This window comes from Pseudomonas sp. FP198 (assembly GCF_030687895.1).
Taxonomy (GTDB): domain Bacteria; phylum Pseudomonadota; class Gammaproteobacteria; order Pseudomonadales; family Pseudomonadaceae; genus Aquipseudomonas.
This window is the reverse complement of sequence record NZ_CP117452.1, coordinates 714,383-726,250: the sequence shown is the minus strand read 5'-3', so window position 1 is coordinate 726,250 and position 11,868 is coordinate 714,383. Positions and strand designations below refer to the sequence as shown.

At 62.8% G+C, this 11,868-nt stretch carries 12 protein-coding genes; 5 read left to right on the top strand and 7 right to left on the bottom strand.

Annotation, left to right across the window (positions count from 1 at the left end; all coding sequences use genetic code 11):
* Positions 1-35: 35 nt before the first annotated feature.
* The gene (locus PSH78_RS03455; protein ID WP_305498504.1) at positions 36-824 is read right to left on the bottom strand and encodes a YfaP family protein; all 789 of its coding nucleotides are present in this window, start codon (positions 822-824) and stop codon (positions 36-38) included.
* 269 nt (positions 825-1,093) lie between these two features.
* Here PSH78_RS03455 and PSH78_RS03450 point away from each other — a divergent pair, with 269 nt between their 5' ends.
* From PSH78_RS03450 to PSH78_RS03430, 5 genes are all read left to right on the top strand, one after another.
* Positions 1,094-2,215, top strand: coding sequence for a Fic family protein (locus tag PSH78_RS03450; RefSeq protein ID WP_305498503.1), 1,122 nt, complete (start codon positions 1,094-1,096; stop codon positions 2,213-2,215).
* A gap of 196 nt (positions 2,216-2,411) precedes the next feature.
* Positions 2,412-2,654: an exodeoxyribonuclease VII small subunit gene (locus PSH78_RS03445; protein WP_305498501.1), complete on the top strand. Its 243-nt coding sequence runs from the start codon at positions 2,412-2,414 to the stop codon at positions 2,652-2,654.
* Positions 2,651-3,538: a (2E,6E)-farnesyl diphosphate synthase gene (gene ispA / locus PSH78_RS03440; protein ID WP_305498499.1), complete on the top strand. Its 888-nt coding sequence runs from the start codon at positions 2,651-2,653 to the stop codon at positions 3,536-3,538. Before PSH78_RS03445 ends, ispA begins: the two co-directional genes overlap by 4 nt.
* Before the next feature lie 114 nt (positions 3,539-3,652).
* Positions 3,653-5,551, top strand: coding sequence for a 1-deoxy-D-xylulose-5-phosphate synthase (dxs, locus tag PSH78_RS03435; protein WP_305498497.1), 1,899 nt, complete (start codon positions 3,653-3,655; stop codon positions 5,549-5,551).
* A 145-nt stretch (positions 5,552-5,696) separates the two neighbouring features.
* A complete protein-coding gene (locus tag PSH78_RS03430) occupies positions 5,697-7,577 on the top strand; it encodes a TonB-dependent receptor domain-containing protein (RefSeq protein WP_305498495.1) in 1,881 nt (626 codons plus the stop codon).
* Between the two features lie 120 nt (positions 7,578-7,697).
* On the opposite strand, the gene PSH78_RS03425 is transcribed toward PSH78_RS03430, so the two are convergent.
* From PSH78_RS03425 to thiL, 6 genes are all read right to left on the bottom strand, one after another.
* Entirely contained in the window at positions 7,698-8,483 is a 786-nt protein-coding gene (locus tag PSH78_RS03425) for a cobalamin-binding protein (protein ID WP_305498494.1), read from the bottom strand.
* Complete coding sequence (locus PSH78_RS03420; protein WP_305498491.1) at positions 8,483-8,902, bottom strand: MFS transporter; 420 nt, start codon at positions 8,900-8,902, stop codon at positions 8,483-8,485. The genes PSH78_RS03425 and PSH78_RS03420 overlap by 1 nt, the downstream gene beginning before the upstream one ends.
* A complete protein-coding gene (ribA, locus tag PSH78_RS03415; protein WP_305498489.1) occupies positions 8,899-9,516 on the bottom strand; it encodes a GTP cyclohydrolase II in 618 nt (205 codons plus the stop codon). The genes PSH78_RS03420 and ribA overlap by 4 nt, the downstream gene beginning before the upstream one ends.
* 109 nt (positions 9,517-9,625) lie before the next feature.
* Complete coding sequence (locus PSH78_RS03410; RefSeq protein WP_305498487.1) at positions 9,626-10,384, bottom strand: ABC transporter substrate-binding protein; 759 nt, start codon at positions 10,382-10,384, stop codon at positions 9,626-9,628.
* Between the two features lie 11 nt (positions 10,385-10,395).
* On the bottom strand, positions 10,396-10,899 hold the full coding sequence (locus PSH78_RS03405) for a phosphatidylglycerophosphatase A (RefSeq protein ID WP_030140455.1): 504 nt from the start codon (positions 10,897-10,899) through the stop codon (positions 10,396-10,398).
* On the bottom strand, positions 10,896-11,858 hold the full coding sequence (thiL, locus tag PSH78_RS03400) for a thiamine-phosphate kinase (protein ID WP_305498486.1): 963 nt from the start codon (positions 11,856-11,858) through the stop codon (positions 10,896-10,898). The genes PSH78_RS03405 and thiL overlap by 4 nt, the downstream gene beginning before the upstream one ends.
* Positions 11,859-11,868 lie beyond the last annotated feature (10 nt).

Below are 11,868 nucleotides of genomic sequence, written 5' to 3'. Positions count from 1 at the left end.
ATTCACAAGGGCCTGTTCATCCGTGGAGCGGATACTTAGTAGTTGAAAGTCTTGACCAGCAACAGATCGCCAATGGCGCGCAGGGGCACGACAAAGGTCTCGCGTTTTTCATCGACGGTGTTTTCGTTGAGCACCAGGTTGATCTGCGAGGTGATCACCTCGTTCTGGTTGCTGGCTTCATCGAAGTTGTAGCCGCCGCTGCCGTAGTTACCCCAATAGTTCACGTAGACCAGATAGGTGCCGTGCATCGGCGCGGTCATGGTGAACATCTCGGGACCGGGGCCATCGACGCCATCCGGGTCGAGGCCGCCGCCATTGCTCAGCGCCGGCTGGCCGAAGAAGGCATGTTGGCCGTCGGGTGTGACGATATGCAGGTCGAGTTCGGCCTTGGGGTCGTCCCAGCCCAGCACCACGCGAATCTGCGCCGGAGTGCGCAGGTTGTTGGCTTCATAAAACTGCACGCGCTTGAGGGACTGGCCTTCGGAGCTGCGCACCTCGACGCTGTTGGAGCCGGCGCCGAACGCATACGGCCGGGCAAAACGCCCCTCGTCGTCGGTATAGAGGTTCAACGGGTTGCCGTTGACTGCCAGGCTGTGGGGCTGGCGCGCCGTGCCCAGGTCCTTGATCCGGCCCTCGATCATCGTGCGATTGCGCTGGATACCGCGATCGATGGGCGGCGTGGGATAGGCGACCTGAGGGTTTTCCGTGCGATCGAGCAAGCCGCTATAGCGCCAGCCACCGACCGGCTCCGACATTTCAGCCGAAGGCCCGGCCCACGCCAACGGCGCACCGAGCAGCACGATCGATAAAGAAAGAAAACGCACGTATGCCTCCTGCCATGCACAACGCAACCCGGCGCCCTTCCCCGGGCGCTGCTTGTCATTATTCGGATTACGTCTGGAGGCCCCGTTGCAAGGGGCCGTAGATGGCGCGAAGAGTAGCCATTTGACGGATTTTTCACAATCGGGGAACGCGTGATTCTGTGTGCGAAATCACGGACTGAGAATGGCGTGAGCCGAATAGGGACTTTATTCGGCTCACTAAATGAGCCGAATAGCGCTATTATTCGGCTCACTCACTTTCGGACAGACTCATGGCAGCTCATTGGATCTGGCAGCAGGCCGAATGGCCCGACTTTCACTGGCAAGCTGAAGCATTGGCGCCTTTGCTAAGGGAATGCGTACAGGCGCAAGGTCGGTTGCTGGGCATGACGGGCGCGGTCACGGCGTCAATCAGCGTGCAGAACGAACTTGATGCCTTGTTGCAAAACATCGTGTCCTCTTCAGCTATCGAAGGAGAACAGTTGAATGTCGGCTCGGTGCGCTCGTCCCTGGCCCGCCGCCTGGGCCTGGAACACGCCGATGACACTTCGGTCACTCAGCGTAGCGAAGGCTTGGCGAAGCTGCTGTTGGATGCGACTCGGCATTTCAACCAGCCCCTGACCGTCGAACGCTTGCTGGAATGGCATGAGTGGTTATTTCCCCTTGCCCATCGGCGGATCCGCGTAGGTGCACTGCGCGGTGACGAACCGATGCAAGTGGTTTCGGGAAGGCTGGAGCGGCCTACCGTGCATTTCGAAGCGCCGCCTCGAAAAGGACTTGAGCAACAATTGCAACAGTTCATCGACTGGTTCGAAGCCAGCCGTCATCAGTCCAACATTGATCCGCTGCTACGTGCCGGCATCGCTCATTTCTGGTTTGTCACCCTGCACCCATTCGACGATGGCAATGGCCGCCTGACCCGCACCCTGACCGATCTTGCACTGGCCCAGGGCGAGGCCCAGGCGATCCGTTTCCACGCGATGTCGGTGAGCATTCTGGATGATCGCGTCGGTTATTACCGAATCCTGGAAAACAGCCAGAGGGCCACGCTGGATATCACTGACTGGTTGACCTGGTTCCTGCAAACGCTTTTGCGCAGCCTGCAGAAGGCAATGACCAATATCGAAAGTGTTCTGGGCAAGACGCGTTTCTGGCAAGTCCATCGCGATTCGGCGCTCACACCGGAACAGGTCAAAGTGCTGAACCGATTGCTCGACGGTGGTGAAAGGGGATTCGAGCAGGGCATCAGCGCAGCTCAGTACCAGGCCGTGGCCAAGGTTTCCAAGGCAACGGCAACGCGACATCTGACGGAGCTGTTGGAGAAGGGCTGCCTGGAGCGGTTGCCAGGCGGGGGGCGCAGTACCCGTTATCGAATCAACTATCCAGCCGACTGAACACCCTGTGGCGAGGGAGCTTGCTCCCGCTGGACCGGTCCGACGCTTCGGGCGAAGCAGGCCCATAGCATTTGCGACCGCTTCGCGCTCGAGCGGGAGCAAGCTCCCTCGCCACGAAAGCGGAGGTCCTGATTTGCCCCAAACCCCCATGTCTGCTAGTGTCGCGCCGGTTTAACAGTCAACCGGAATAGCCGCCATGGCCCGCAAGAAAGCTGCACTGGATTTCGAACAATCTCTGGCCGACCTGCAAGCGCTGGTCGAACGCCTGGAGAACGGCGAACTGTCGCTGGAAGACTCGCTGACCGCTTTCGAGCAGGGTATCGGCTTGACTCGCGACTGCCAGGCGGCGCTGGCCCAGGCCGAGCAGAAAGTGCAACTGCTGCTGGAACGCGACGGCGAGCTGACCGAAGAACCGTTCGACGCGGAACAGCCTGAATGATCGGCGCGTATCAGGCCAGCAGTCAGGCCCGGGTCAATGCCGCTCTGGACAGCTTGTTCGCCGCCCCGAGCCCGGAACTGGCGCGGCTGTACGAAGCCATGCGCTACAGCGTGATGAACGGCGGCAAACGCGTGCGTCCGTTGCTCGCCTATGCCGCGTGCGAAGCCCTTGGCGGCGCTGCCGAGCAGGCCAACGGCGCGGCCTGCGCGGTGGAACTGATCCACGCCTATTCGCTGGTGCACGACGACTTGCCAGCCATGGACGATGACGACCTGCGTCGCGGCCAGCCGACCACGCACAAGAAATTCGACGAAGCCTGCGCAATCCTCGCGGGCGACGGTTTGCAAAGCCTGGCTTTCAGCGCCCTGCTGGACCCGGCCCTGAGCAATTGCCCGGCAGAGGTTCGCCTGGACATGGTCAGCGCCCTGGCGCTGGCGGCGGGCCCGGCAGGCATGGTCGGCGGCCAGGCCATCGACCTCGGTTCGGTGGGCTTGAAACTCGACCAGGACGCCCTGGAATACATGCATCGGCACAAGACCGGCGCGCTGATCGAAGCCAGCGTCAGGCTCGGCGCCCTGGCCAGCGGCCGGGCTACGCCTGAGCAGCTGCAAGCCCTGCAAACCTACGCCCGGGCCATCGGCCTGGCCTTCCAGGTACAGGACGATATCCTCGATGTCGAAAGCGATACCCAGACCCTCGGCAAACGCCAGGGCGCCGACATCGCCCGTGACAAGCCGACCTACCCGGCCCTGCTCGGACTCGAGGCCGCCAAGGCCTACGCGCTGGAGCTGCGCGACCAGGCCCTGGACGCGCTGCGACCCTTTGACGCGGCCGCCGAACCGTTGCGCGAGCTGGCGCGTTATATCGTCGAACGACGCAGCTGATACACGGTCAACCCAATTACAAGTGCGTATCGGCCAAGTTCCGGCCAACGCGTGGGCAGCTTGCGATGCATAAGGTAAACTGCCGCCTCTTTTATACCTATAACGATTCGCCTGATGCCCACGACGTTCCAAGAGATTCCCCGCACACGCCCGTCCACGCCCTTGCTGGACCGCGCCAATACGCCGGACGGCCTGCGTCGGCTGGGTGAAGCCGAGCTGGAAACCCTGGCCGATGAGTTGCGCCTGGAATTGCTCTACACGGTCGGCCAGACCGGTGGGCATTTCGGCGCTGGCCTGGGCGTCATCGAGCTGACCATCGCCCTGCATTACGTCTTCGACACTCCGGACGATCGCCTGGTGTGGGACGTTGGCCATCAGGCCTACCCGCATAAAATCCTCACCGGCCGCCGCGACCGCATGGGCACGCTGCGCCAGAAGGACGGCATCGCGGCTTTTCCGCGCCGCTCCGAGAGCGAGTACGACACCTTTGGCGTCGGTCATTCCAGCACCTCCATCAGCGCGGCCCTGGGCATGGCCATTGCCGCCCGCCTGCAGAACAGCGAACGCAAGGCGATCGCGGTGATCGGCGATGGTGCGTTGACGGCTGGCATGGCCTTCGAGGCGCTGAACCACGCCCCTGAAGTCGATGCCAACATGCTGGTGATCCTCAACGACAACGACATGTCGATCTCGCGCAATGTCGGCGGTTTGTCCAACTACCTGGCGAAGATCCTCTCCAGCCGCACCTATGCGAGCATGCGCGAAGGCAGCAAGAAGGTCTTGTCGCGCCTGCCCGGCGCCTGGGAAATCGCCCGCCGTACCGAAGAATATGCCAAAGGCATGCTGGTCCCCGGCACGCTGTTCGAAGAGCTGGGCTGGAACTACATCGGCCCCATCGACGGCCACGATCTGCCGACGCTGATCGCCACCCTGCGCAACATGCGCGATCTCAAGGGCCCGCAGTTCCTGCACGTGGTCACCAAGAAAGGCAAAGGCTTCGCTCCGGCGGAAGTCGACCCGATCGGCTATCACGCAATCACCAAGCTCGAACCCCTGGATGCCCCCGCCGCCGCGCCGAAAAAGGCCGGCGGACCGAAGTATTCCGGCGTGTTCGGCCAATGGCTGTGCGACATGGCCGACGCCGACCCGCGCCTGGTGGGCATTACCCCGGCGATGAAGGAAGGTTCGGACCTGGTGGCGTTCAGCGAACGCTACCCGCAGCGTTATTTCGACGTCGCGATTGCCGAACAGCATGCCGTTACGCTCGCCGCCGGCATGGCCTGCGAAGGCGCCAAACCGGTGGTGGCGATCTATTCGACGTTCCTGCAACGCGGCTATGACCAACTGGTGCATGACGTCGCCGTGCAGAACCTCGACGTGCTGTTCGCCATCGACCGCGCGGGCCTGGTGGGTGAAGACGGTCCGACCCATGCCGGCAGCTTCGACCTGTCCTACCTGCGCTGCATTCCCGGCATGCTGGTGATGACGCCGAGCGATGAGAACGAATTGCGCAAGATGCTCACTACCGGCCACCTGTTCAACGGTCCGGCGGCGGTGCGCTACCCGCGTGGCACCGGCCCGAATGCAACGATCGAAAGCGATCTGGAACCGATCGAGATCGGCAAGGGCGTGATCCGCCGCCACGGCAAGCAAACCGCCCTGCTGGTGTTTGGTGTACAGCTGGCGGAAGCCTTGAAGGTCGCCGAAAAACTCGACGCCACCGTGGTGGACATGCGTTTCGTCAAACCGCTGGACGAAACCCTGGTGCGCGAGATGGCCAGCAGCCACGAACTGCTCGTGACCGTCGAGGAGAACGCCATCATGGGCGGCGCCGGTGCTGCGGTCAGCGAGTTCCTCGCCCGGGAAAACATCCTCAAATCGGTGCTGCACCTGGGGTTGCCGGACATCTACGTCGAGCACGCCAAGCCGGCGCAGATGCTCGCCGAATGCGGGCTGGACGAGCTGGGGATCGAAGCGGCGGTGCGGCTGCGGTTGCAGTTGCTGGGCCTGTAAGTACAGCCAACACAAGCCCCTGTGGGAGCGAGCTTGCTCGCGATAGCGATGTATCAGCCGAACATTAGTTGACTGACACTCCGCTATCGCGAGCAAGCTCGCTCCCACATTGGTTTTATGTGGACCCAGTCATAACGGAAAACCCATGAAACTCCGCCTCGCCCTCACCCTCTCCCTGCTTCCCGCCGCCGACCTGCTGGCCGAAACCTTCGAACGCGACCAGACCCTCAAGCTGCCCGACATCCTGATCAGCGCCAATCGCCAGGTCGAGGCGCGCAATGACAGCAGCGCCGCCAACACAATCTTCACCCGCGACGACATCGAACGCCTGCAACCGGCCAGTGTCACCGACCTGCTCAGCCGCGTGCCCGGCGTACAGGTGGCACCGTTGGGCGGGCGCGGCAGCCTCCCGGGGATATACATTCGCGGCACCAAGTCGGCCCAGAGCCTGGTGCTGGTGGACGGCCAGCGCATCGGCAACGCGACCTCCGGCGACAGCAACCTACAACGCTTGAACATCAACCAGATCGAACGGGTGGAAGTGCTGCGCGGTTCGCGCTCGGTGATCTACGGCGCCGATGCGGTGGGCGGGGTCATTCAGATTTTCACCCGTCGCGGCGCCGAACAAGGCCTGCAGCCACGCCTGCATATGGGCCTCGGCAATCATCAGACCTGGGAGCGCAGCCTCGGCCTGTCCGGTGGCGACGAGCAGACGCGTTTCAACCTGGGCGCCAGCCTCGACGAAAGCGAGGGGAGCAATCGGACCCATGAGTCCTACGCCAGCGACCGCGACGCCGATGCCAACCGCAACCAGTCCTTCAGTCTCAGCCTGAGCCATGCCGCCAGCGACGACCTGGAAGTTGGCCTGAACCTGCTGGAGAACCGTGGCAAAAGCGAATACGACAACCCGTTCGGCCGCTTCGACCCCAACACCTTCGAATCGCTGCCCCAGCAGCCCTACAGTGAATTTGCGCTCAGCAGTTTCAGCGGTTATGTCGATGGGCGGATCAACGCCGCGTGGAAATCCCGCCTTGAGCTGGGCCACGGCGAGAACCGGGAAAAAACCTTCGACAAGCTCAGCGATGTCCGGGAGGTGTTCAACACTTATCGCGACTCGCTGACCTGGCAGAACGACGTGACCCTGGACGAACGCAACAGCCTGATCCTCGGCGGCGACTGGTACCAGGACCGCGTCAACAGCAGCACGCCGTTCGACGAAGACAGCCGCTGGAATCGTGCGGCATTCATCCAGCATCGCTTCCAGGCCGAAACGTTCTCGACCGAGCTGGGCCTGCGCCGCGACCAGAACCAGCAGTTTGGCGGCCAGAACAGCTGGAGCGGCACCCTTACCCTGCCGATTGACCCGGCCAATGATCTGTTGCTGACCTACAGCGAAAGCTTCCGCGCGCCGACCTTCAATGATCTGTATTACCCGGACTTCAGCAACCCGGACCTGAAACCCGAGACGGCCAGAAGCTACGAATTGCAATGGCGCAGCCAACTGAGCGAGAGCGCTCGCCTGGAAGCGTCCCTGTACCGCACGAACCTGGAAGACGCGATCATCTTCGGCAGCAACTCACGCCCGCAGAACGTCGCTTCGGCGCGGATCAACGGTTTCGAAATGGCCTACCGGCAGGAACTGTTCGGCTGGCAGGGCAACCTCGGCCTGGCGATCATCGACCCGCGCGACCGCGACAGCGGCCATACCCTGGCGCGCCGTGCACGGCGTACCTTGAGCCTCGACCTGGACCGGCAATTCGATCGCCTCGGCCTCGGCGCGAGCTGGCAAGCGGTGAGCAGCAGTTACGACGACGAAAACAACCGCAACGCCCTTGGCGGCTATGCGCTGCTCGGAGTGCGCGGCAGTTGGGCGTTGAGCCGGGAAGTGAAGCTTGAGATGAAGGTCGATAACCTGCTGGACCAGGGTTACAGCCGGGCACTGTATAGCCATGACGGGGGACAGTATGGGTATCGAGAGGAAGGGCGGGCGTGGTTGTTTGGGGTGACCTGGACGCCTTCCCTCTGATCCGGAAACTTTAGGGATTGAATCGGCCTCTTCGCGAGCAGGCTCGCTCCCACAGTGGATTGCGGTGAATACGCCACACCCCTGTGGGAGCGAGCCTGCTCGCGAAAGACGCACCGCGGTCTACCGGTCTGGCGCAATCAACTCACACAACCGCGCCGTCGCCTCGATCATCTGCCCGCTGGCCCGCTCCAGGCCCTTGTCCTTGACCAACAACAACCGCCCCTGCGCCACCGGCCAGGCTTTCCAGGCGTCGAGCTGCGCCTGGTCCGTAGCCAGGATCATCCGCGGTTGGCGCTGCAATACCGACTCCACGCTCACCTGCGGCGCCGGCAGGTCCAGGTCGGCAAAGACGTTGCGCGCGCCGCACACTGACAACGCATCACTGATGATCTGTCGGCCGCCCACGGTGTACAGCGGCCGATCCCAGACCTGATAGAACACCGGCACTGGCGTCTCCCGTCGGTAGCGCTGGCGTAACGCCTGAAGACGCTCACGCAATTGCGCCGCCCGTTGCACGCCCCGCTCCGGGCGGCCGAGCTGGGCGGCGATGTCTTCGATTTCGCGGATGAGGTGGTCGAGGCTATGGGGCTCGGCGACATGGATCGGGATGCCCAGGCCCTTGAGCTGCTCGCGCTGGGCCGGGCCAATACTGCCGGGCCAGAGCAGGAGCAGATCGGGCTTGAGGCTGAGCAAGCGCTCCATGTCCAGTTGGCCATAACGGCCCACAGAAGGCAGGTCCTTCAAGAGCGGTGGACGATCGCCACCGTCCAGCACGCCCACCAGCAGGTCGGCGGCGTCCAGCTCAACGACGATTTCAGAGAGCGACGGCGCCAGGCTGACGACACGATTAGCCGCCGCCGTCCAAGCGCTGGCGGCCAGCAACAGAACCGCCAGCCAGAGACGCATCAGCCGAGCTGGCGTGGGATGCGATACAGGTAGAACAACACCGCAGTGGATAACGCCAAGAGCATCAGCGGTACCGCTTCCAACCCGACAAACACCGCCAGCGCGCCAATCCACGCCGGCAGGCCTGCCGCCAGAAACGAAGCGCGACGCCGAGCCGCGAGGGTGATCCAGGCTTGGGGTTCTTCCGCTGTATCGAGGGATTTCTGCGTGGCGATCAGGGCGTTTTTATAACCGCCGAAAAATCGCAGGCTGACAAACATCGACGCCACGCCGGCGATAAACAGCGGCATCGCCAACACCGGCAGAATCGCTTCGCCCTGGCCAAACACCGCGTTTATCACGAACAGCGGCAGCAACGCCAGCGCCAGGTATTGCCACCAACTGACGGCCAGCCGCCGCCGAACCTGACCGCGCGTCACGCCCGGTCGACCTCGCCCTGGTGCTCGTTGCCCATCATGTGGTCGAGCTTGCTGGCCTTGGTTGCCAGGTAAAGCTTGTTGTGCGGGTTGTGCCCGGTATGCAGCGGCACGCGCTCCGCCACCACCACGCCCATGTCGGTCAATGCCTTGACCTTGCGCGGGTTATTGGTCATCAGTCGCAACGACTTGATGCCCAGGTGTTCGAGCATCGGTTGGCAAATGCTGTAGTCACGCAAGTCGGCGGCAAACCCGAGGCGCTCGTTGGCTTCGACAGTATCGGCGCCGCCGTCTTGCAGCTCGTAGGCGCGGATCTTGTTCAACAGGCCGATGCCGCGGCCTTCCTGGCGCAGGTACAGCAGTACGCCACGGCCCTCGCGAGCAATGGCCTGCAGGGCTGCTTCGAGTTGTGAGCCGCAGTCGCAGCGCTGGCTGAACAAGGCATCGCCCGTCAGGCATTCGGAGTGCAGGCGACCGAGTACCGGAGCGCCGTCGGCGAAATCACCCAGGCTGAGCACGACGTGCTCGCGGCCGGTGGCTTCATCGAGAAAACCATGCATGGTGAATTGCGCAAAGGGTGTTGGCAGCTTGGAAGCGGCAACAAAAACGACAGGCACCGGTGTGCTCCTGATCTAGTACTGGAGATTCGCAGAGGCGGGCATTGTAACAGCACGATCCGACAGACGCTTAGGCTGAATTATCAACCATTACCATCGAAAAGTTTGATCACGGCTTGGGTGGCTTGCCGCTCTCGTCGAAGGGATAGGGCTGCTTCCAACGCTCGAAAATCGGCTTCAATTGGCCGCTTTTCACCAGCACGTCCATGCGCCGGTCGAACAGTGCACGCAAGGCACGTCCGTTTTCGGTGTTGGCAAAGCCCAGGTACAGCGGCAGGTTGATCAGCGCAGAGAGCTTGAACTGCTGGGGGTCGTCGGCCTTGGCGAGCACATCCTGGATTTCCATCAACGCATCGATATAAAAATCCGCACGGTCGTGGACCAGCATCGGCAGGATCCCCACGGAGCGGTGGATTTCATTGAAGCGCCGGATGTTCGGCAGGTAATTGTTGTATTCGTACCCACGCATCCACACCAGCCGGTAATTACCCACCGTGGCCAATGTGGGAGAGGGCTTTGACGCCAGGCCCAACGCATAGATGTGATCGACGTCGTAGTGCCAGCTGGGGTAAAGCACCCCCTCGGATTCGTCGCGATAGGCACCGACCTGCACGTCGACTTCGCCACGCTGCACCAAGCCGATCGAACGGGTGTAAGGCACGCTGCGGGTTTCCAGCTTGATGCCTTCGGGTTCGAACACCTCGCGCAGGATATCCCAGGCCATGCCCTGGCCATCCGCCTGGGTGTAGTCGGCCCACTCCTCGCTGGCCGCGCGGATCTTGCCGGGCAACGGCGCCGACTCGGCCACGCGAACACCGAGCAACGCCCCGAGACACAACAACAGTAACAGTGTGCGGCTTACGCCCATGCCTGGTTCCCTCAGGTAAAACACCACACCAGCCCTTGCATTGCCAGCCAGGCGAACACGCCGGCCAATACGTCGTCGAGCATGATGCCTACCCCGCCGTGTACATGCCGATCGATCCAGCGGATCGGCCACGGCTTGAGGATATCGAAGAAGCGGAACACCAGGAAACCCGTCAACAACCAGTACCAGCCTTCCGGTACCAGCCACAGGGTAATCCACATGCCGACCATCTCATCCCAGACGATGCCTTCATGGTCGTGCACCCGCAAATCATCCGCCACTTTGCCGCACAGCCAGAAGCCGAACAGCATGGTGATGCCGAGCATCAGCCAGTAGCCCCAATCCGGCAACATCTGCCACAACGGTATGAAGGGTAGCGCAACCAGCGACCCCCATGTGCCTGGCGCTTTGGGCAACGTGCCCGAACCGAAGCCAAACGCCATGAAATGCCAGGGATTGCGCCAGACCGAGGGCGGAACGAATTCTGCCGGAACCTGGTTGGGATGATCTGTCACGGTGTCTCCCGAAAATGTTGATAGCCCCGGATTGGCGGGGTGATGTCCTGTCCAAGGCTGTCGAGCAGCATGACGCCCTGCCCCGCCGTGACATTGCCGACCACATGAATCGGCCAGCCTTCGGCGAGAAGCGCCGACAATCGGACCGGCGGCAGGGTGAACAGCAACACATAGTCGTCGCCGCCACTCAGGGCGGCGTGTTGTGCCTGCTTGAGGCCAAACGCCAACAGAGCGTTGGACAACGGCAACCGGTCCCGTTCAACCCGTAACGCCACGCCGGATGCCAGCGCGATATGCCCGCAGTCCGCCAACAGCCCATCGGAAATGTCCAGCGCCGCGCTGGCCTTGCCCCGTAGCGCCAGGCCGAGGCCGATCTGCGGTTGTGGCGACCAGTAATGCGCCAGCAGCGGCTCGGCGATAGCAGGCTCGGCGCTGCGCTCGCCGAGAACCAGCGGCAACGCGCCAGCGGCATTGCCCAAGTCACCACCGACGCAAAGCAGATCGCCGGGTTGTGCGCCGCTGCGGGTCAGCGCCTGGCCGGACGGCACGCGGCCGAACACGGTCATGGTCAGGCTCAACGGCCCGCGAGTGGTATCACCTCCCACCAACGCTACGCCACAAGCCTGGGCCATCTGGTTCAGGCCACGGGCATATGCCTGCAGCCAATCGGCGGCCACCGTCGGTAAGGTCAGGGCAAGGGTAAAGGCCAGAGGACTGGCGCCCATGGCGGCCAGGTCGCTGACCGCCACGGCCAGCGAGCGCTGGCCGAGCAGGAACGGGTCGCATGGGTCTGGAAAATGCACACCGGCCACGAGCGTGTCGGTGGATATCGCCAGCTGCTCCCCGGGAGGAACGGCCAGCAGGGCGCAATCGTCGCCGATTCCGAGCGCAACGCCCTCGCCGCCCTGCGCACAGGCAGCGGCGGCAAAGTAGTGACGGATCAGCTCAAATTCGCCCATAGCCGCTACA